Annotated in this window: 16 protein-coding genes; 13 read left to right on the top strand and 3 right to left on the bottom strand. The window is 70.4% G+C overall.

Annotated elements, in window-relative coordinates; all coding sequences use genetic code 11:
- The first annotated feature begins 34 nt into the window (after positions 1-34).
- From AB0A61_RS05935 to pgi, 8 genes are all read left to right on the top strand, one after another.
- Positions 35-2,989 (top strand): M14 family zinc carboxypeptidase, encoded by a 2,955-nt coding sequence (locus AB0A61_RS05935; RefSeq protein WP_361286734.1) that lies wholly within the window; start codon positions 35-37, stop codon positions 2,987-2,989.
- A gap of 251 nt (positions 2,990-3,240) precedes the next feature.
- A complete protein-coding gene (gene gap, locus AB0A61_RS05930) occupies positions 3,241-4,248 on the top strand; it encodes a type I glyceraldehyde-3-phosphate dehydrogenase (protein ID WP_361286730.1) in 1,008 nt (335 codons plus the stop codon).
- Positions 4,249-4,443: 195 nt separating this feature from the next.
- Positions 4,444-5,655 (top strand): phosphoglycerate kinase, encoded by a 1,212-nt coding sequence (locus AB0A61_RS05925; protein ID WP_361286727.1) that lies wholly within the window; start codon positions 4,444-4,446, stop codon positions 5,653-5,655.
- 6 nt (positions 5,656-5,661) lie between these two features.
- Positions 5,662-6,438: a triose-phosphate isomerase gene (gene tpiA, locus AB0A61_RS05920; protein WP_361286724.1), complete on the top strand. Its 777-nt coding sequence runs from the start codon at positions 5,662-5,664 to the stop codon at positions 6,436-6,438.
- A 146-nt stretch (positions 6,439-6,584) separates the two neighbouring features.
- Positions 6,585-6,818 carry a preprotein translocase subunit SecG gene (gene secG / locus AB0A61_RS05915; RefSeq protein WP_361286721.1) on the top strand — a complete coding sequence of 78 codons (234 nt, stop codon included), beginning with the start codon at positions 6,585-6,587 and terminating at the stop codon, positions 6,816-6,818.
- 226 nt (positions 6,819-7,044) lie between these two features.
- Complete coding sequence (locus AB0A61_RS05910; RefSeq protein WP_003957010.1) at positions 7,045-7,380, top strand: RNA polymerase-binding protein RbpA; 336 nt, start codon at positions 7,045-7,047, stop codon at positions 7,378-7,380.
- Positions 7,381-7,511: 131 nt separating this feature from the next.
- Positions 7,512-8,789: an MFS transporter gene (locus AB0A61_RS05905; RefSeq protein ID WP_361286718.1), complete on the top strand. Its 1,278-nt coding sequence runs from the start codon at positions 7,512-7,514 to the stop codon at positions 8,787-8,789.
- 73 nt (positions 8,790-8,862) lie between these two features.
- A complete protein-coding gene (gene pgi / locus AB0A61_RS05900; RefSeq protein WP_361286715.1) occupies positions 8,863-10,518 on the top strand; it encodes a glucose-6-phosphate isomerase in 1,656 nt (551 codons plus the stop codon).
- 82 nt (positions 10,519-10,600) lie between these two features.
- Here the strand turns inward: pgi and AB0A61_RS05895 are convergent, their stop codons facing one another.
- Genes AB0A61_RS05895 through AB0A61_RS05885 form a run of 3 tightly spaced genes read right to left on the bottom strand, consistent with a single transcriptional unit; the run spans position 10,601 to position 14,197 of the window.
- Complete coding sequence (locus AB0A61_RS05895) at positions 10,601-12,883, bottom strand: ABC transporter permease (protein WP_361286712.1); 2,283 nt, start codon at positions 12,881-12,883, stop codon at positions 10,601-10,603.
- A gap of 52 nt (positions 12,884-12,935) precedes the next feature.
- Positions 12,936-13,685: an ABC transporter ATP-binding protein gene (locus AB0A61_RS05890; RefSeq protein ID WP_361286709.1), complete on the bottom strand. Its 750-nt coding sequence runs from the start codon at positions 13,683-13,685 to the stop codon at positions 12,936-12,938.
- Positions 13,682-14,197 (bottom strand): PadR family transcriptional regulator, encoded by a 516-nt coding sequence (locus tag AB0A61_RS05885; RefSeq protein WP_361286707.1) that lies wholly within the window; start codon positions 14,195-14,197, stop codon positions 13,682-13,684. The genes AB0A61_RS05890 and AB0A61_RS05885 overlap by 4 nt, the downstream gene beginning before the upstream one ends.
- Positions 14,198-14,391: 194 nt before the next feature.
- Here AB0A61_RS05885 and AB0A61_RS05880 point away from each other — a divergent pair, with 194 nt between their 5' ends.
- From AB0A61_RS05880 to AB0A61_RS05860, 5 genes are all read left to right on the top strand, one after another.
- On the top strand, positions 14,392-15,663 hold the full coding sequence (locus AB0A61_RS05880) for an ABC transporter substrate-binding protein (RefSeq protein WP_361286704.1): 1,272 nt from the start codon (positions 14,392-14,394) through the stop codon (positions 15,661-15,663).
- A gap of 206 nt (positions 15,664-15,869) precedes the next feature.
- Complete coding sequence (locus tag AB0A61_RS05875; RefSeq protein WP_361287312.1) at positions 15,870-17,504, top strand: alpha-amylase family glycosyl hydrolase; 1,635 nt, start codon at positions 15,870-15,872, stop codon at positions 17,502-17,504.
- Between the two features lie 115 nt (positions 17,505-17,619).
- Positions 17,620-18,945 (top strand): ABC transporter substrate-binding protein, encoded by a 1,326-nt coding sequence (locus AB0A61_RS05870; protein WP_361286701.1) that lies wholly within the window; start codon positions 17,620-17,622, stop codon positions 18,943-18,945.
- A 6-nt stretch (positions 18,946-18,951) separates the two neighbouring features.
- The gene (locus AB0A61_RS05865) at positions 18,952-20,322 is read left to right on the top strand and encodes an ABC transporter permease subunit (RefSeq protein ID WP_361286698.1); all 1,371 of its coding nucleotides are present in this window, start codon (positions 18,952-18,954) and stop codon (positions 20,320-20,322) included.
- A complete protein-coding gene (locus tag AB0A61_RS05860; protein ID WP_361286695.1) occupies positions 20,319-21,158 on the top strand; it encodes a carbohydrate ABC transporter permease in 840 nt (279 codons plus the stop codon). The genes AB0A61_RS05865 and AB0A61_RS05860 overlap by 4 nt, the downstream gene beginning before the upstream one ends.
- The last annotated feature ends 4 nt before the right edge of the window (positions 21,159-21,162 follow it).

Here is a 21,162-nt window from a genome sequence, read left to right as displayed (position 1 = left end):
TCGCCGCGGTGGCGGACCACCGCTAGGGGGGTTCATGAGACACAGAGCGAGATCGATCCTCGCTGTCGGCGCGCTCCTGCTCGGCGGAGCGAGCCTCGCACCCATCGCCCAGGCGCAGAGCGGACGTCCGGCCGCACCGGATCCGGACGAGGTCAAGGTCTTTCACGCCGACATCACCGCACAGCAGGTCCCCCTTCTTCTGAAGGCCGGCCAGGACGGCCAGGAACTCGGCGACCAGGTGTCCGGCAAGGGCCGGACGACCGTCGAGCTCTACCTCACCGACAAGCAGGCCGAGAAGCTTGCGAAACAGGGTGTCCATCTCACGGAGCACACCCTGTCGGCCAGGGCCGAGAGGAAGGTGGAGGGCGCCTCGCAGGGCGTGTTCCGGCCGTACAGCGGCAAGGGCGGCCTGCAGGAGGAGATCGTCAGGACCGGGCAGGCCCACCCCGACCTCACCAAGGTCGTCTCCATCGGCAAGACCGTCAGGGGCCAGGACATCCTCGCGCTCAAGCTCACCAAGGGCGCCCGGAAGTCCAGGGACGGCTCCAAGCCGGCCGTGCTGTACCTGTCCAACCAGCACGCGCGCGAGTGGATCACGCCGGAGGCGACCCGTCGGCTGATGCACTACTACCTGGACAACTACCGGACGGACAAGCGCATCCGGAAGATCGTCGACTCGACCGAGCTGTGGTTCGTCCTGTCGGCCAACCCCGACGGCTACGACTACACCTTCAAGGACTCCACCACCCGCCTGTGGCGCAAGAACCTGCGCGATGTCAACGGCGACGGCGTCATCTCCACCGGCGACGGCGTCGACCTCAACCGCAACTTCGCCTACAAGTGGGGCTACGACGACGAGGGTTCCTCGCCCAACCCCACCAGCGAGACCTACCGGGGTGCGGCGCCCGGCTCCGAGCCCGAGACCCAGGCGCTCGACAAGTTCGAAAAACGCATCCACTTCAGATACGCCATCAACTACCACTCCGCCGCGGAACTGCTCCTGTACGGCGTCGGCTGGCAGGTGGCCACCCCCACCCCGGACGACGTCCTCTACAAGGCACTGGCCGGCACTCCGGACAACCCGGCGATCCCCGGCTACCGTTCGCAGCTCTCCTCGGAGCTGTACACCACCAACGGCGAGGCGGACGGCCACGCCGCGAACGTCAACGGCATGGCGATGTTCACCCCCGAGATGTCGACGTGCCAGACCGCGTCCAACGCCGATCCCAACGACGCCTGGAACGCGGCCGACTGCCCGTCGGTCTTCAACTTCCCCGACGACGAGAAGCTGATCGAGAAGGAGTTCCAGAAGAACATCCCCTTCGCGCTCTCCGTCGCCGAGACGGCCTCCCACCCCGACCGGCCGACGTCCTCGGTCGGACTGAGCGCCGCCGACTTCACCCCGTCCTCCTTCACCACGTCCTACGCGCGCGGCGCCGATCAGGAGGTCTCGGTCGTCGTCCGCAAGTCCGTGCGCGGCAAGGAGCTCAAGTACCGCGTCAACGGCGGCCGTACGCTCGACCAGGCGCTGAGGCCCTGGAAGGGTGGCGTCACCTACGGCGGTGCGGACAACCTCCACTTCGACGAGTACCGGGCCAAGGTCCAGGACGGCGTCCCGGGGGACAGGGTCGAGGTCTGGTTCACCGGCGAGACCGGAAGCGGCAAGAAGGTGTCCAGCCGGCACTTCACCTACACGGTGGCGCGGCGGCCCGCCGCGGACACCCTGGTGGTCGCCGAGGAGGGCCTGGCCGCCGGCCAGGCGCAGAAGTACGTGGACGCCCTGAAGGCCGACGGGCACAGGGCGATCGTCTGGGACGTCGCCACCCAGGGCGCGCCCGACGCGCTCGGCGTGCTCAAGCACTTCAGGACGGTCGTCCACTACTCGGGCGCGAGCGGCCCGGGCAACGCCACCCAGCTCCAGCTGCGCGCCTACCTCAACGAGGGCGGCAAGCTGATCGAGGCGGGCGAGCGGGCCGGCGGCAGCGTCGACCTCGGTGGCGGGACCCTCTCGGACGACTTCAGCCAGTACTACCTCGGCGCCTACTCGCGCACCTCCACCTCCGGCGCCACCGGGTTCACCGGCTCCGGCCGGCTCGCCGGGTACACCGGCGCGCTCGGCGACGCGCCCGGCAACCCGCTGGACAAGGCGGGCACCTACGGGGTGACCTCCGAGGCACTGCCAGCGGCCACCTATCCGCAGTTCGCGAGCGCGGGCGCCGGGCAGTTCGCCGGAACCGCCAACCCGTACGGGCCCTACAGGGGCTCCTACATGGCCGCCGCGGTCCACACCGACGACGCCTACAAGCGCCTCACCCGGACCATCGACCTCACCGGAGTGGGCGCGGCCGACAGGCCCACGCTGCGCACCCGGCTGCTGTGGGACACCGAACCCGGCTACGACCATGCGATCGTGGAGATCCACACCACCGGGGCCGAGGACTGGTCGACGCTTCCGGATGCGGGTGGCAGGACCAGCAACACCGTGCCCGCGGAGTGCGGGGCCGGATTCCTGGTCAACGAGCATCCGTGGCTCAAGCACTACCTGACCCTGGCCTCCGGCGGCTGCGCGGCGACCGGCACCAGCGGCTCGTGGAACAGCTTCACCGGTTCCTCCAGCGGCTGGCAGCAGGTGAGTTTCGACCTGAGCGCGTACGCCGGCAAGTCGGTCGAGGTCTCCCTCAGCTACGTCACCGACCCCGGCACCGGGGGTCACGGCGTCCTGGCCGACGACGCCTCGCTGGTGGTAGGTGGCACGGCGAAGGAGACCGAGGGCTTCGAGACGTCCCTCGGCCCCTGGCGAGTCCCCGGACCGCCCCCGGGCAGCCCGGCCGTCCTCAAGGACTGGACGCGCAGCGGAACCCTCTTCAAAACCTACGGGGCCGTCACCACGGACCGGACGGTGCTCCTCGGATTCGGCCTGGAGCACGTCCCGTCGGCGGCCGACCGTGCGGCTCTGGTGAAGAAGGCGCTGGCGGCACTCGACAGGTGAGCCGACGCGCTCACGAACGAGTGACTCAAGCGCTCGATCGGCCCTGACACTCCACAGCGAAACGGGGTGATCCAGGCACTGAGCACGGGTGGTCCGTACCCCTACTGGCGGGTACGGACCGCAGTGCCGTGTATGGGTCATCTGGATGTCACCGCGGGGGCCTCAGGGAGGTAGGGTCGGGGGTGGTCGGGGACATCCCAATACAGCTCGCCGGCACCGCATGGCCGGCGTACCAACGAGGAGATCGGTTCGTGACGATCCGCGTAGGCATCAACGGCTTCGGCCGCATCGGGCGTAACTACTTCCGCGCGCTGCTCGAGCAGGGGGCGGACATCGAGGTCGTGGCCGTCAACGACCTGGGTGACACCGCGACCACCGCTCACCTGCTCAAGTACGACACGATCCTGGGCCGCCTCAAGCAGGAGGTCTCGCACACCGAGGACACCATCACCGTCGACGGCAGGACCATCAAGGTCCTCTCCGAGCGCAACCCCGCGGACATCCCGTGGGGCGAGCTGGGCGTCGACATCGTCATCGAGTCGACCGGCATCTTCACCAAGAAGGAAGACGCCGAGAAGCACATCGCCGGCGGCGCCAAGAAGGTCATCATCTCGGCTCCGGCCAAGAATGAGGACGTCACCGTGGTGATGGGCGTCAACCAGGACAAGTACGACCCGGCGAACCACCACGTCATCTCCAACGCCTCCTGCACCACCAACTGTGTGGCACCGATGGCCAAGGTCCTCGACGAGAACTTCGGCATCGTCAAGGGTCTGATGACCACGGTGCACGCGTACACCAACGACCAGCGCATCCTGGACTTCCCGCACAAGGACCTGCGCCGCGCCCGTGCCGCCGCGGAGAACATCATCCCGACCACGACGGGTGCCGCGAAGGCCACCGCCCTGGTCCTGCCGCAGCTGAAGGGCAAGCTGGACGGCATCGCCATGCGCGTCCCGGTCCCGACCGGCTCGGTCACGGACCTGGTCGTGGAGCTGTCCCGCGAGGTCACCAAGGAAGAGGTCAACGCCGCCTTCCAGAAGGCCGCCGAGGGCGAGCTCAAGGGGCTGCTCGACTACACGGAGGACCCGATCGTCTCCTCCGACATCGTCAACTCCCCGGCGTCCTGCACGTTCGACTCCTCCCTGACCATGGTCCAGGACGGCAAGAACGTGAAGATCATCGGCTGGTACGACAACGAGTGGGGCTACTCCAACCGCCTCGTCGACCTGACGGTCTTCGTGGGCAACCAGCTCTGATCGCCGAAGCAGGCACCTCGATGTGACAGCAGGGCTCGGGCAGCGCAGCGTCGCGCGGCCCGAGCCCTGACTCGCGTACGGCGAGCCGGTCCGGCGCCGGTCCCGTGGCGGTCCGGCGCCGGACCGCGGCTCCCGCCCGCGTGCAGATCGATCAGCCCTCGTACGATCAAGAGCCCCCTTCCCAGGAGTCCCCCAATGAAGACGATCGACGAACTTCTCTCCGCAGGCGTGGACAACAAGCGTGTCTTCGTCCGCGCCGACCTCAACGTGCCGCTCGCCGACGGCGTCATCACCGACGACGGCCGCATCCGCGCCGTCCTGCCCACCGTCAAGGCCCTCGCCGAGGCGGGTGCCAAGGTGGTCGTCGCCTCCCACCTGGGCCGCCCCAAGGGCGCCCCGGACCCGGCCTTCTCGCTGCTGCCCGCCGCCGAGCGCCTCGGTGAACTCCTCGGCGCGCCCGTGGCGTTCGCCCAGGACACCGTGGGCCCCGCCGCCCACGACGCCGTGGACGGCCTCCAGCCCGGCCAGGTCGCGGTCATCGAGAACCTGCGCTTCAACCCCGGCGAGACCTCCAAGGACGACACCGAGCGCGGTGAGTTCGCGGACCAGCTGGCCGCCCTCGCCGACGTGTACGTGGGTGACGGCTTCGGCGCGGTGCACCGCAAGCACGCCTCCGTCTACGACCTGCCGGCCCGCCTGCCGCACTACGCCGGCTACCTCATCGCCACCGAGGTGAGCGTCCTGAAGAAGCTCACCGACGAGGTCAAGCGGCCCTACGTCGTCGCGCTCGGCGGCGCCAAGGTCTCCGACAAGCTCGCCGTCATCGACCAGCTGCTCGGCAAGGCCGACCGTCTGCTCATCGGCGGCGGCATGGCGTACACGTTCCTCAAGGCCAAGGGCTACGAGGTCGGCATCTCCCTCCTGCAGGAGGACCAGATCCAGGCCGTCCAGGAGTACATGGAGCGCGCCGAGAAGAACGGCGTCGAGCTGCTCCTGCCCGTCGACGTGGTGATCTCCCCGGAGTTCCCGGACCTGAAGACCAAGGCCCCGACCGAGCACGCCGTCGTCGACGCGGACAAGATCCCCGCCGACCAGGAGGGCCTGGACATCGGCCCGAGGACCCGCGAACTGTACGCCTCGAAGATCATCGACGCCGCCACCGTCTTCTGGAACGGCCCGATGGGCGTCTTCGAGCACCCCGACTTCGCCGAGGGCACCCGGGCCGTCGCCCAGGCCCTGGTCGACTCCAGCGGCTTCACCGTGGTGGGCGGCGGCGACTCCGCCGCGGCCGTCCGTACGCTGGGCTTCGACGAGTCGGCATTCGGCCACATCTCGACCGGCGGCGGCGCCTCCCTCGAATACCTCGAGGGCAAGACGCTCCCCGGCCTCGCCGCACTGGAGGACTGAACCTTAATGAGCACGCGCACGCCGCTGATGGCGGGCAACTGGAAGATGAACCTCAACCACCTTGAGGCCATCGCCCACGTCCAGAAGCTCGCCTTCGCCCTGAGCGACAAGGACCACGAGGCCGTCGAGGTCGCCGTCCTGCCGCCCTTCACCGACCTGCGCTCCGTGCAGACCCTGGTCGACGGCGACAAGCTGAAGATCAAGTACGGCGCCCAGGACGTCTCGGCGCACGACTCCGGCGCCTACACCGGTGAGATCTCCGGTGCGATGCTGGCCAAGCTGAAGTGCACCTACGTGGTGATCGGCCACTCCGAGCGCCGGCAGTACCACTGTGAGACCGACGAGCTGGTGAACGCCAAGGCCAAGGCCGCCTACAAGCACGGTCTGACCCCGATCCTGTGCGTCGGCGAGGAACTGGAGGTCCGCGAGGCGGGCAACCACGTCTCCCACACCCTTGCCCAGGTCGAGGGCGGTCTGAAGGACCTGCCGACCGAGCAGGCCGAGTCGATCGTGATCGCCTACGAGCCCGTCTGGGCCATCGGCACCGGCAAGGTCTGCGGTGCCGAGGACGCCCAGGAGGTCTGCGCGGCCATCCGCGGCAAGATCGCCGAGCTGTACTCGCAGGACGTGGCCGACAAGGTCCGCATCCAGTACGGCGGCTCCGTCAAGTCGGGCAACGTCGCCGAGATCATGGCGCAGGCCGACATCGACGGCGCCCTGGTCGGCGGCGCCTCGCTGGACGTGGACGAGTTCGTCAAGATCGTGCGTTTCCGCGAGCAGTGATCGATTACTGAGCCGAGCTGCGAGTATGCGGTGGCGGCGATCCGTCGTACCCTTGCGGGGGCATGGTAGGCGTGCCATGTGCGGCCGAGCCGCACGGTCTGCCGTGCCCCTGTCGTTCATCCGAATCCGAGGAAGTTGGTCCAGCCGTGGTTTTGGGGTTCTCGATCGCCCTGATCGTCTTCAGCCTGCTGCTGATGCTGCTGGTGCTGATGCACAAGGGGAAGGGCGGCGGCCTCTCCGACATGTTCGGTGGCGGCATGCAGTCGTCCGTCGGTGGCTCCTCGGTCGCCGAGCGCAACCTCGACCGGATCACCGTGGTGGTCGGTCTGCTCTGGTTCGCATGCATCGTCGTGCTGGGGATCGTGATGAAGGCTTCCTGACGAAGGTGAACAGCTGACGCGCGGCACAAACCGCACATTCCGCAGTTGAGGCCCCATGTTGGGTACGCGCTCCTGAGCGCGGCCTATCATGGGGCTTGCGTCTGTGCGTGGGGGGCCTGTAACTCCAATCACTGGACGCGCGTTGGGCCTTACGTAGACTGAGGCGCTCGCAGCGAGGCGAAACGCCGACATGCTTCGCGGCACCATCACGCAGGGAGTTACGACCGTGGCAAGTGGCAACGCGATCCGGGGAAGCCGGGTCGGGGCGGGGCCGATGGGCGAGGCCGAGCGCGGCGAGTCCGCGCCGCGTCTGCGCATCTCCTTCTGGTGCTCCAACGGGCACGAGACCCAGCCGAGCTTCGCCAGCGACGCGCAGGTTCCCGACACCTGGGACTGCCCGCGCTGCGGCTTCCCGGCCGGTCAGGACCGGGACAACCCGCCGGACCCGCCGCGCACCGAGCCGTACAAGACGCACCTGGCGTACGTACGGGAGCGCCGCAGCGACGCGGACGGTGAGGCGATCCTCGCCGAGGCGCTCGCCAAACTGCGGGGCGAAATCTAGGAGTTGGGAACCCGGCCGGTGCCCGAGGGCGCTGGGCCGGACCTGTTTCGGATCCCGCCGGGGCTCGCCCGGAACCGATTGTCAGTGCCGCCCCTTACGGTTTGTGCATGGTCGCAACGTGAGGGGGAGTCGTGACGGGTGTAGCGGGTGCCGGGGCCGGGTCTGCGGGTGCACCCCCGTGGCGCGGGGGCTTCGGTCGGCTGTGGAGCGCCGCCGTGCTCTCCAGCTTCGGTGACGCGCTGCGCACCGCCGCGCTGCCGCTGCTCGCGGCCTCGCTGACCCGCGAACCCCTGCTCATCGCCTCCGTCACAGCGTGCGGCTACCTGCCCTGGATCGTCTTCGGCCTGCTCGGCGGCGCCGTCGCCGACCGCGTGGACCAGCGGCGCGCGATGTGGACCGTGGACGCGGCCCGCGCCCTGCTCGTCGGCGGCTTCGCGCTGGCCGTCGCCCTGGGGCACGCCACGACAGGCCTGCTGATCGCGCTGGCCTTCGTGCTGACCGCACTTCAGACACTCTTCGACAACGCCGCCACGGCCCTGCTGCCCGCCCTGGTGGACCGGGAGGCGCTCGGCAGTGCCAACGCCCGCCTGATGACCGGACAGCGGGTCGCGGGCGGCCTGCTGGGCGGCCCGGCGTTGCCCCTGCTCCTCGCGGTGGGCTCCGCGGCTCCGTTCGCCGCCGACGCCGTGACGTTCCTGGTGGCGGCCGCGCTCGTGGCCTCCCTGCGCGGGTGGGCGCCCGAGCGGAGACCGAGACCGGCGGGCAGCACCCTGCGCCGGGAGATCGCCGACGGCCTGCGTGCCCTCGCGCGCGACCGGGCCCTGCGGGGACTGTGCGTGGCCACGGCCCTGTGCAACGTGGGCATGGGCGCCCTCATCGCCACGTTGGTCATCCTGGTGACCGGCTGGTTGGACGCGGGCACCGCGGGATACGCGGCGGCCATGACCGCGTACACCGTGGGCAGCCTGGCCGGGGGAGTGGTCAACCGCCCGATCGTGGTCCGGCTCGGTCGTATGCGGTGCGTCCTGCTGGCCGGCACCGCGCAGATCGCCGCCCTGGTCGTGATGGGCTCGGTGCGCAGTCTGGTCGCCCTGGTGGCCGCGCTGGCCGCGTTCGGGCTCATGGGCATGGTGTGGAACGTCAACACCACGACGCTGATGCAGCAGCGCAGCCCCGCGGACATGCTGGGCCGCGTCAGTGCGGCCTTCCGGACCCTCGCCGTCGCCGGAGCGCCCCTGGGCGCGCTGCTCGGCGGCGCTGTGGCCACCGCCTGGGGCCCGAACACCCCCGCGCTGCTCACGGCCGGGTTCTTCGTCCTGGCCGTCACGGCGCTGATACCCGCGCGCAAGCCGGACGTAGTTGTTGTTGCGCCGCAGGACGGCGTGACGACGGCTCACGTCACCCGCTGATCACATAGGTTGGGACCGGCAGCGGGGCGAGGTACGCAGCACGGACAGGTACGAAGGAAGGCTGAAGTCCGAAATGAACACAGACGGCCGTGCCAGGCTCAACCAGATGCCCGAGTGGACCGCTCTGGCCAAGCACCGCGAGGAGCTCGCCGACACGCACCTGCGGGATCTGTTCGCGGCCGACCCGGGTCGCGGTGACGGATACACGCTCCAGGTCGGTGATCTGTACGTCGACTACTCCAAGCACCTCGTCACCGACGAGACCCTGCGGCTGCTGCGCGAGCTGGCCGTCGCCACCGACGTCTTCGGTCTGCGCGACGCCATGTTCCGCGGCGACAGGATCAACGTCACCGAGGGCCGTGCCGTCCTGCACACCGCCCTGCGCGCCCCGCGTGAGGCCGTCGTCGAGGTCGACGGGGAGAACGTCGTCGCCGGGGTGCACGCGGTCCTCGACAAGATGAGCGACTTCGCCGAGCGGGTCCGCTCCGGCGCCTGGACGGGCCACACCGGCAAGCGCATCAGGAACGTGATCAACATCGGCATCGGCGGCTCCGACCTGGGGCCGGCGATGGCCTACGAGGCGCTGCGCGCCTGGACCGACCGTGATCTCACCGTCCGCTTCGTCTCCAATGTCGACGGCGCCGACCTGCACGAGGCCACCCGCGACCTGGACCCCGCGGAGACGCTGTTCATCATCGCCTCCAAGACCTTCACCACCATCGAGACGGTCACCAACGCCACTTCGGCCCGGAACTGGCTGCTCGGCGGACTGAAGGCCGGTCCGGAGGCGGTCGCCAGGCACTTCGTGGCCCTGTCGACCAACGCGGAGAGGGTCTCCGCGTTCGGCATCGACACGGCCAACATGTTCGAGTTCTGGGACTGGGTCGGCGGCCGGTACTCCTACGACTCCGCGATCGGACTGTCGCTGATGATCGCCATCGGCCCGGACCGCTTCCGCGAGATGCTCGACGGCTTCCACACCGTCGACGAGCACTTCAGGACCGCGCCCGCCGAGACCAACGTGCCGCTGCTGCTGGGCCTGCTCGGTATCTGGTACGGCAACTTCCACGACGCCCAGTCGCACGCGGTGCTGCCGTACTCGCACTACCTGTCGAAGTTCACCGCGTACCTGCAGCAGCTGGACATGGAGTCCAACGGCAAGTCCGTCACCCGGGACGGGAACGCGGTGCGGTGGCAGACCGGACCGGTCGTGTGGGGCACACCCGGTACCAACGGACAGCACGCCTACTACCAGCTCATCCACCAGGGCACCAAGCTGATCCCGGCCGACTTCATCGCCTTCGCCGAGCCGGTCGCCGAGCTGAGCGACGAACTCGCGGCGCAGCACGATCTGTTGATGGCCAACTTCTTCGCCCAGACCCAGGCGCTGGCCTTCGGCAAGACGCCGGAGGAGGTGCGCGCGGAGGGCGTGCCGGAGGAACTGGTGCCGCACAAGAGGTTCCGCGGCAACCACCCGACGACCACTGTCCTGGCGCGTGAACTCACCCCGTCCGTGCTCGGCCAGCTCGTCGCCCTCTACGAGCACAAGGTGTTCGTGCAGGGCGCGATCTGGAACATCGACTCCTTCGACCAGTGGGGTGTGGAGCTCGGCAAGGTGCTCGCCAAGCGGGTCGAGCCCGCACTGACCGAAGGCGCCGAGGTCGAGGGCCTGGACGCGTCGACGAAGTCCCTCGTCGCCAAGTACCGGGAGCTGCGCGGCCGGAGCTGAGCCGACGGGCGGGGACGGCGTCCGGCGGCTGTCCCCGCCTGGGCTTCCCGGTCGCCCGGAACGCCCCCTTCAGCCGCCGTGCTCACGCCACGGCGCTCAGGGTGTCCGCGAGCCGCCGCCGGGCTGCACGGGCGGCGGGGACGGCGGCGAGGGCGGCGGCGCCCAGCACCGCCGCCGCTGAGAACAGCACCAGGAGCCCCGGCGGCGGTATCTGCGCGATCCCGGCGCCGATGCCGCTGGAGCGGCCCTGCGCGTCGATCAGCCAGTGGGCCAGCGGCAGGCCGAGCACCGTCCCCACGGCGACCGCGGCCAGGGTGGTGCAGCCCGTGGCCGTGACGGTGATCGCGGTGATCTGGCGCGGGGACAGTCCGATCGCCTTCAGCGCCAGCAGGTCCCGCTCGCCCTCGCGGACCGTGCCGCCGATCGCGGTCAGCAACTCGATCAGCCCGATGAGCGCGAGCACGCACACCAGCCCGGCGACGACCGCGCGCAACGGGGACAGCCCGTCGGCCGGGTTGGTCACGGTGTGCACGTCCAGGTGCCCGAGTCCGGCCGAGGCCAGGTCGGTGGCGACGCGGTGCGGGTCGGAGCCGGGGCGCAAGCGCAGCTGGTAGAGGGTCGGTGCCAGGTGGGGATCGTTCTCGCGGAGCGTGTCCAGCGAGGTGGAGATGACCCGGCCCGCGTTCTCCGGCTCGATGCTGCGGCCCACGATGTGCAGGATCTGCGGCTGGTCGCCGACCGTCATCCGGACCCAGTCGCCGACGTGCACGTCCAGAAGGTCGAGCAGCCCCTGGCCGGCCACGGCCTCGTCCGGGCCCGTCGCGGGACGGCCCTCGGCCAGGGTGTACGGGTAGGGGGCCTGGCGGGTGCCCAGGCCCCGCAGGGCGATCGTGGAGGTCTGGCCCGGGACCAGGGCGGCGACCTCGACGCCCGGATAGACGGCGGCGACCCGGGGCTCGCGGTCCAGCAGCACCCGGGTCTCCCGGTCGCCCGTCCCGCCGTCCGCGCGCACGGTGAGCGCGGCCGGCAGGCCCATCTGCGCGGGCCTGCTGTGGAAGCGGTCGATGGTGGTCCAGGCGCTCATCGCGACCACGATCAGCAGGAGCGGCAGCGCGAGCCGGCCGATGGTGGCGAGCGTGCGCGGGCGCCGGCTGAACGCCTTGTGCCAGCCCAGCACCAGCGCGGGCGGCAGCCGCAGGCCGAGGGCCCGGCGCGCCAAGCCGGTCAGCCGTCCGCCGACGGGGGCCGCGGGGCGCGGTACGGGCACCGGGGGCACCCGGCCGGCCCGCCAGGCCGCGAGCCCGGTCACCGCGCCGATGAACAGCACCGCCCCCACCGGCACCGCGAACAGCGCCAGGGTGTGTCCCGGCAGCCCCTGCCACACGCCCACCGCGTCGCCGAGCCGCCCGGGTATGCCCGTACCCAGCCCCTGGGTGAGCGCGGCGGCGGCCAAGGCGCCGAGCAGCGCGTACGCCACGTGCTGGAGCAGGAAGATCCGCACGACCTGACCGGGAGTGAAGCCGATCGCCTTCAGCACCGAGATGTCCCGCAGATGGCCGCGGATGCGGGTGCCGATCGCACCGTGCACCGCGAACCCGGCCGCCACCAGCGCGCCCAGGCCGAACAGGCCCAGCACCTGGCCGAGCAGGCGGTTGTCGCCCTGGGCCTCGGCCCGCGCCTGCTGCCAGGTGGACACCTCGCCGACCGCGCCGGCGCCCAGCACGGTGACCGCGCGCTGCACGGCGTAGTCCGTGTCGCCGGGATCGGTCAGGCGCAGCCCGATCACCCGGCCGCCGGGGTCGCGCACGGCGGACGGCAGTGCCCACACCAGCCCCGGCTGTTCCCCCGGGCGGTAGCGCGGCTCGGCGCTGTCCGCGACGCCCACGACGGTCATGGTGCGCGCGGTGCCCGGCAGGGTGAGCGTGTCCCCGGGCTCGGCCAGCAGCGCCCGGGCCAGGCGGCTGTCCAGGACCACACCGTCCGGTTCCCGCGGGTCGAGCCAGTGGCCGGAGGCCAGCAGCGGGCGGCCCACGGTGGGCCGGCCGGATGTGCCGCGCAGCTCGGCCTGGGCCCGCGTGCCACGCGAGGAGACGGTGACGGACTCGGTGGGATAGGGACCGGCTACCGCCTCGACACCGTCCAGCGCGGCGAGCCTGCCGGTGTCGGCGGACTTCACGGTGTGGATCCACACGTGGGCGCCGCGGGACTGGGTGAAGATCCGCTGCCAGGGGTTCGTGGCGTACCCGAACAGCGCGGTGGCCAGCAGCAGCGAGGCGACGATGCCGGCGGTGGCCAGCACGATGAACAGCGCCTCCCCGCGGTGGGTGCGCAGATCGGAGTGCGCCCAGCGCAACGTGGCTCGCACCGGCCTCAGCCCCTTGGCCCGGGCAGCTGGTTCAGATGGTCGTACACCGCGCTCAGTCCCTCAGCTCCAGCACGCCCGCGATGCCGGTGCCCTGCGGCGGTGACCCGTCCAGTTCGGCGTCGTCGGCGATCCGGCCGTCGAAGAAACTGATCACCCGGTCCGCGGCGCTCGCCAGCCGGGCGTCGTGGGTGACCAGCAGGATGGTCTGGCCGCGCTGGTGGAAACGGGACAGCAGCCGCATCACCTCGCGGGTGCCCTTGCTGTCCAGGCTGCCGGCGGGCTCGTCGGCCAGCAGCAGCGGCGGATGGTTGACCAGCGCGCGGGCGAGCGCGACCCGCTGCTGCTCGCCGCCGGACAGCTCGCCCGGCATGCTGCGCTCCTTGCCCTGCAGGCCCAGCTCGGTGAGCAGTTCCTCCCGCTCGGCGCGCGCCTGCCGGGGCGAGCGGCCGGCGAGTAGCGCGGGCAGCTCGACGTTGTCGGCGACCGACAGATTGGAGACCAGGTTGAAGAACTGGAAGACGATCCCGATCCGCTTCCTGCGTTCCTCGGCCCAGCGGGCCTCGTTGTAGGAGTCCGTGCATCGCCCGTCCAGCCAGATGCTGCCCTCGTCGGGCCGCTGCAGGCCGCCCAGCAGATGCAGCAGGGTGGACTTGCCGGCCCCGGAGGGACCGGTGATCGCCACGAATTCGCCCTGGGTGACGCGCAGGTCGACACCACGCACGGCACGCGCCGGCGCGCCCTCGCCGTGGTGGGTCTTGACCAGGCCCTCGGCGCGCAGCAGCGGAGTGGGGGCCTCGCTCACTCCAGCTCCTCCAGTTCCTCCTGGCACCGTTCCAGCCAGTCCAGGTCGGCCTGCAGGTGCAGCATCGCGCCCTCGATCAGCAGTTGGGCGATTCGGTTGTCCCGGTTCTCGGCCGCGGCCAGTTTCGACAGGTTGCGCATGGTGTTGAGGTACTGGCGCCGCTGCTTGTTGATGAGGGCGATCTGGTCGGCGAGACCGGTCTGCGGGGCGAGTGCCAGCTTCATGAAGAACTCGTCCCGTACCCGCGGCTCGTTCTCGGTCTCCTCGTACCAGGCGCGCAGCGCCTCACGCCCGGCGTCGGTGAGGTGGTAGATCTTCTTGTTGGGCCGGCTGGACTGCTCGACCTCCTCGCCCTCGATCAGTCCCGACTTCTCGAGGCGGCCGAGGGTCACGTAGATCTGGCCGACGTTCGGCTGAGGGTACGCGGAGCCCAGCAGTTGCTCAAGGTCCTGCTTCAGCTCGTAGCCGTGGGCGGGGCCGCGCGCGAGGAGTGCCAGGAGGGGCAGGCGCACTCGTGCTTTCCTCCTGTCCTCTCACAATGTGCTCCAGGCCCACAGGGCCTGGCGTCAATCGCCGCCGGGTCCGACCTTCGGGCGGACGACGTGAGATTGACCCCAGGCCCTAGTATCGCCCATACCTAACCGGTATACAGGCCTCTGGTCCCGGGTGAAGGCGCCCACGGATGCCGGTGTACAGGGAGGAACCTATGCGGTGGATACGCGCCGCCGGTAGGGGCCTTCTCGTTCTGGTCGTGGTCATGACGGGTTACGTCGCCTCGGGCGCCCGCGCCGACGAGGGCGGCGCCGATGGCCGCGGCCCGCTCACCCTGGCCACCGCCGGGGACCTCACCGGCTACCTCGGTCCGCTGCTGGAGGGCTGGAACCGCACCCACCCCGGCGAGAAGGTCACCCTCGTCGAGCTGCCGGACTCGGCCGACGAGACGCATGCGCAGATGACCACCGACCTGCGGGGCGGTGACCGCAGCCGGTTCGACGTCCTCAACATCGACGTCAACTGGACGTCGGAGTTCGCGGCGGCCGGCTGGATCCGCCCGCTGCCGCGCGACCGCTTTCCGCTGAAGACCTTCCTGCCGCCGGTCGTCGACACGGCCACCTACGACGGACAGCTGTACGCGGTCCCGTACGTCACGAACGCCGGGCTGCTGATGTACCGCAAGGACATCCTCGAAAAGGAGGGCGTCCCGCCGCCGCGCACCTGGGCCGAGCTGGAGCACGACGCGAAGACCATCGCGCCGAAGTACGGGCTGGACGGCTACGCGGGCCAGTTCCTGCCCTACGAGGGCCTCACCGTCAACGCGGCCGAGGCCGTCTACTCGGCGGGCGGCACGATCCTCGGCGACGAGGGCGCGCGGGTCACCGTGAACTCGGACGCGGCCCGCGAGGGCATCGGGTTCCTCGCCCATGGTTTCCGTGAGGGCTGGATCCCCGAACAGGCGCTGACCTACAAGGAGGAGGAGTCCAAGCAGGCCTTCCAGGACGGCCGGCTGCTCTTCCTGCGCAACTGGCCGTACGCCTACGTCGTCGCCTCCGCCAAGGGCTCCAAGGTGGCCGGGAAGATCGGTGCCGTACCGCTGCCCGGCCCCTACGGGCCCGGGACGAGCGTCCTCGGCGGCTCCAACCTGGCGGTCAACACCCATGCCCGGCATCCCGATTCGGCCGCGCGTCTGATCGCCTATCTCACCAGCGAGCGAGTCCAGCGCCAGGTCCTCACCCGCGGAGCGCTGCCGCCGGTGCGTGCCGCGCTGTACGCGGACCCCGCCCTCGTACGGCAGTTCCCCTACCTGCCGACCCTGCGCGCCGCCGTGCTCTCGGCCGCGCCGCGCCCCAAGAGCCCGCACTACGACCAGGTGAGCCTGGTGGTGCAGGCGGTCGTGCACGACGCGCTCACCGGGCAGGAGACGCCCGAGGCTGCGGTGCGGCGGCTGGCCCGCGAGCTGGCGGCCATTTCCCGCCGCTAGTTACTTGTTAGGTAACGCGCACATCTCAACTGGGCCCACGGTGCCCCAGTAAGTCCGTATTTGGACCCTCAACTCGGCGGTAGCTTCTGTTCTTTTCATTGACACCCTCGCGACACGCCTACCTAACATGCATGCATAACCGCAGGGCCCGGCTCCGGACCCTTCCCCGCACGCACAGACAGGTCAACGGGGTGAGTAGCAAGCACATCGACACTCGTCGCTGGTGGCGCGACGCAGTGATCTACCAGGTGTACGTCCGCAGCTTCCTGGACAGCACCGGCGACGGAATCGGCGATCTGGCCGGGGTCAGGGCCGGACTGCCGTACCTGAAGAAGCTCGGCGTCGACGGGATCTGGCTGAGCCCCTTCTACCCTTCGCCCCAGCACGACCACGGCTACGACGTGGCCGACTACTGCGACGTCGACCCGCTCTTCGGCGACCTCGCCGAGTTCGACCTGCTGATGGCGGCCGCCCGGCGGCTCGGCATCAAGGTGCTCCTCGACATCGTGCCCAACCACTGCTCCAGCGAGCACCCGTGGTTCCGCGAGGCGCTCGCCGCCGAGCCCGGCAGCCCGGCCCGCGCCCGCTTCCACTTCGCCGACGGTCGCGGCGCCGACGGCTCCGAGCCGCCCAACAACTGGCACGCCATGTTCGGCGGGCCGGCCTGGACCCGGGTCACCGAGTCCGACGGCCGCCCCGGCCAGTGGTACCTGCACATGTTCACGCCCGAGCAGCCCGACTGGAACTGGCGTGGTCCCGAGGTCCCCGCCGAGTTCGACCGGACCCTGCGCTTCTGGCTCGACCGGGGCGTCGACGGCTTCCGCATCGACGTCGCCGCAGGCCTCTACAAACACCCCGAGCTGCCCGACTCCCCGGACCCGGAGGCCGACGCCCGCACCCGCGACTCGGTCAACCCGCTCGCCTGGAACCAGCCCGAGGTGCACGAGGTGTGGCGGCACTGGCGCTCGGTGTGCGAGGAGTACACCGCCCGCGACGGCCGCGAGCGGCTGCTGGTCGGCGAGGTCTCCGTCCCCACCGCCCGCGAGCACGCCAACTACGTCCGCCCGGACGAGCTGCACCAGGCGTTCTTCTTCGACCTGCTCAGTGCCCCCTGGAACGCGGACGCCTTCCGCAAGGTCATCTCCGAGGCCATGCAGGACATAGCCGGCACGGGCTCCACGGTCACCTGGGTCCTCAACAACCACGACCAGGTCCGCACCGTCACCCGGTACGGCGAACCCGCCACCGAGGGCAGCGGACTCGGCGCCGCCCGTGCCCGCGCCGCCGCGCTGCTGATGCTGGCGCTGCCCGGAGCCGCGTACATCTACCAGGGCGAGGAACTGGGCCTTCCCGAGGTCGTCGACCTGCCCGACGACGTGCTCACCGACCCGATCTTCCGCCGCACCGGAAGCCGCGCCCGCATCCGCGACGGCTGCCGGGTGCCGCTCCCGTGGTCCGGACAGGCCTCCCCGTTCGGCTTCACCTCCGGGGCGGAGGGCGCCAAGCCCTGGCTGCCGCAGCCGGACTGGTTCGCCGAACACGCCACCGACCGGGCCCTCGCCGACACCCGTTCCTTCTGGCACCTGTACCGGGACGGCCTGCAACTGCGAGCCGCCCTGCCCCAGTTGGGCGAGGGCAGCCTGCGCTGGCTGGACACCCCACCCGGCGTCCTCGGCTTCGTCCGCGGTGACGGCCTGGTCTGCGCCGTCAACTTCGGTACGGCCCCCACCCCCGCCCCGGTCTCGGGCACCCCGCTGCTGGCCAGCGGCCCCTGCCCGCCCGGCGTGCTCGCCGGATCCACGGCCGCGTGGTGGATCGGCGACGGCGCCGCCGACCTCTGAGCCCCCGTCAGCCAACCGACCGTCAGTCACCCAACCGACCGTCATTCACCCACGCCAGTCACCCAACCGTCAGGCACCCAACCGTCAGTTCCCCATCCCCGAAGGGACATCAACGATGATGCGACGACGTACCACCCTGCTCACCAGCTGCACCGCCCTGGCCCTCGCGCTCGGCGCCACCGCCTGCGGAGGCGGACCCGTCAGCGCCGGCGGCGGCGACAAGGCACTCAGCGGCCAGACCGTCACCGTGGCCGGCGTCTGGACCGGCAGCGAACAGAAGAACTTCCAGAAGGTGCTGGACGCCTTCACCGCCAAGACCGGCGCCAAGACCCAGTTCATCTCCACCGGTGACAACGTCTCCACCGTCGTCGGCAGCAAGATCGAGGGCGGCAACGCCCCCGACGTCGTGATGGTCCCGCAGGTCGGCGTGCTCCAGCAGTTCGCCAAGAAGGGCTGGCTCAAGCCGCTGTCCACCACCACCCAGCAGTCCGTCGACGCCAACTACGCGCCCGTGTGGAAGAAGTACGGCAGCGTCGACGGCACCCTCTACGGCCTGTACTTCAAGGCCGCACACAAGTCGACCGTCTGGTACAGCCCCGCCGCCCTCACGCAGGCCGGGGTCAAGCCGCCGAAGACGTACGACGAGATGCTGAAGGCCGGCCACACCGTCGCCGACTCCGGGCTCTCCGCCTTCGCGGTGGCCGGGCAGGACGGCTGGACGCTCACCGACTGGTTCGAGAACATCTACCTCTCCCAGGCCGGACCCGAGAAGTACGACGCCCTCGCCGCCCACAAGCTGAAGTGGACCGACGCGAGCGTGGTCAAGGCGCTCACCACGCTCGGCAAGCTGTTCAAGGACAAGCAGCTGATCGCGGGCGGGCAGAAGGAGGCCCTCAACACCGACTTCCCGGGGTCGGTGGAGAAGGTCTTCGGACCCAAGCCCGAGGCCGGCATGGTCTACGAGGGCGACTTCGTCGCCGGTGTCGCGCACGACCAGTTCGGGAAGACCATCGGCAAGGACGCGAACTTCTTCCCGTTCCCGTCGGTGGACGGCGGCACCGCACCCGTGGTGAGCGGCGGTGACGCCGCGGCCGTCCTCAAGGACGGCAAGAACGCCAAGGCCGGCATGCAGCTCCTGGAGTACCTCGCCACCCCGGAGGCGGCGGCCGTGTGGGCGAAGGCCGGCGGCTTCCTGTCCCCGAACAAGAAGGTCGACCTCGCCTCCTACAGCGACGACGTCAGCCGCGCCACCGCCAAGTCCCTGATCGCGGCGGGCGACTCGGTCCGCTTCGACATGTCCGACCAGGCCCCGGCGGCCTTCGGCGGCACCAAGGGCGCGGGCGAGTGGAAGCTGCTCCAGGACTTCCTGCGCGACCCGTCCGACCCGAAGGCGACCGCCGCGCAGCTGGAGTCCGCGGCCGCCAAGGCATACCAGGGCTGAGCTGACATGACCGCCACCATCCTCACCAAGCAGAAAGGGGCGAGCCCGCCGCCGCCCGCCGCGCTCGCCGCCCGCGCGCGCCGCATGCGGCGGCGGGGGCGGGTCGTCGCCCTGCTGTTCGTCTTCCCCGCGCTGCTGCTGCTCGGCGCACTCGTCGTCTACCCGGTGCTGTTCTCCGTCGGCCGCAGCTTCTTCGACGCCTCCGGCACCCGGTTCGTCGGCGGGGACAACTACGCCGAGATGTTCCGCGACCCGGCCACGCTCAAGGCCATCCGCAACACGACCATCTGGGTCGTCGTTGCCCCGGCGCTGCTGACCGGACTCGGCCTGGTCCTGGCCGTCCTCGTGGAGAAGGTCCGCTGGGCGACGGCGTTCAAGCTGCTGCTGTTCATGCCGATGGCGGTGTCCTTCCTCGCCGCCGGGATCATCTTCCGCCTCGCCTACGACGAGGACCCGAACAAGGGCGTGCTGAACGCCGCCGCCGTCTCCATCCACGACGCCTTCAAGGGCACGTCGTCGTACCCGACCGCGCGGGCCCGCGAGGGACAGGGGCTGGTCCAGGGCCGCGACGGCTCCTACCTGACGACGGCGGGCGTGTCACCCGGCGACTCGGTGACGCTGCCGATGGTCGGGGTGCTGCCCAAGGACCTGCCCAAGGGTGCCGCGCCCGCCTACACGGCGGCCGGGAAGAAGGCCGCGGCGGACGAACTGCGCGGAGTCGTCTACCTGGACTTCACGCCCGGCGGAGGCGGGAAGCAGGGCAAGGTGGACCGCCGCGAGAGCGGGCTGCCGGGGATGGAGGTCGAGGCGGTGCGCGACGGGCGCTCGGTCGCGAGCACGACGACAGCGTCCGACGGCTCCTTCCGCTTCCGTGGACTGCACGCGGGCTCGTACGAGGTGAAGCTGCCCGAGTCCAACTTCGCACCCCCGTACCAGGGCGTGTCCTGGCTCGGCCCGACCCTGGTCACACCCGCGATCATCGGCGCGTACCTGTGGATCTGGACCGGCTTCGCCATGGTGCTGATCGGCGCCGGCCTGTCGACACTGCCGCGCGACGCGCTGGAGGCGGCGCGGATGGACGGGGCGAACGAGTGGCAGATCTTCCGGCGCATCACGGTTCCACTGCTGGCACCCGTGCTGACCGTTGTCTTCGTGACCCTTGTGATCAACGTGATGAAGGTCTTCGACCTCGTCTACATCATCGCGCCCGGGCCGGTGCAGGAGGACGCGACCGTGCTCGCCACGCAGATGTGGCTGGTTTCCTTCGGCGGCGGAAACAACCAGGGCCTCGGCAGCGCGCTCGGTGTGCTGCTCCTGCTCCTGGTGATCCCCGCGATGGTCTTCAACGTCCGCCGTTTCCGAAGGAGTCAGCGATGAACGCGATCAGGCGCGGCCTGGGCAACGGCCTGGTCCAGGCGTTCCTCGTGGTGATCGGCCTGGTCTGGCTGACTCCGCTGGCGGGGCTGTTCGTGTCCTCGCTGCGGTCGGCGCAGGACACCGCCAAGGGCGGCTGGTGGACGGCCCTGGCGAGCCCCGGCCGGCTGTCCTTCGACAACTACTCGGCGCTGCTGAAGAACTCCGGCATGACACAGGCGTTCTGGAACACGGTGCTGATCTCGGTGCCGGCGACGGTGCTGGTCGTCGTGCTCGCGGCGCTCGCCGGATACGCGTTCGCCTGGCTGGACTTCCCCTGCCGCGAGCCGCTGTTCCTGCTGGTGGTGGCACTGCTGGTGGTGCCGGTGCAGATCGGTCTGCTGCCGGTCGCCAAACTCTTCGGCCAGCTCGGGCTGTTCGGCACCATCCCCGGTGTGGTGCTCTTCCACGTGGCCTACGGCCTGCCGTTCGCGGTGTTCCTGCTGCGGAACTACTTCGCCGAGATGCCCAAGGAGATGCTGGAGGCGGCGCGGATGGACGGCGGCAGCGAGTGGCGCATCTTCACCCGGCTGGTGCTGCCGGTGGGCCGGCCCGCCATCGCCAGCCTCGCCATCTTCCAGTTCCTGTGGGTGTGGAACGACATGCTGGTGGCGCTGCTCTTCGCCGACAGCTCCTCCCAGCCACTGACGGTGGAACTCCAGTCCCAGATCCGCCAGTTCGGCAGCAACATCGACGTCCTGGCACCGGGCGCGTTCCTGTCCCTGATCGTGCCGGTCGTGGTGTTCTTCGCCTTTCAGCGGCACTTCGTGCAGGGGGTGATGGCGGGGTCGGTCAAGTAGGACC

The sequence above is a fragment of the Streptomyces sp. NPDC046197 genome, from assembly GCF_040646295.1.
Taxonomy (GTDB): Bacteria; Actinomycetota; Actinomycetes; order Streptomycetales; family Streptomycetaceae; genus Streptomyces.
Note: the sequence above shows the minus strand (reverse complement) of the source record. Positions and strands in the feature narration are given on the sequence as shown.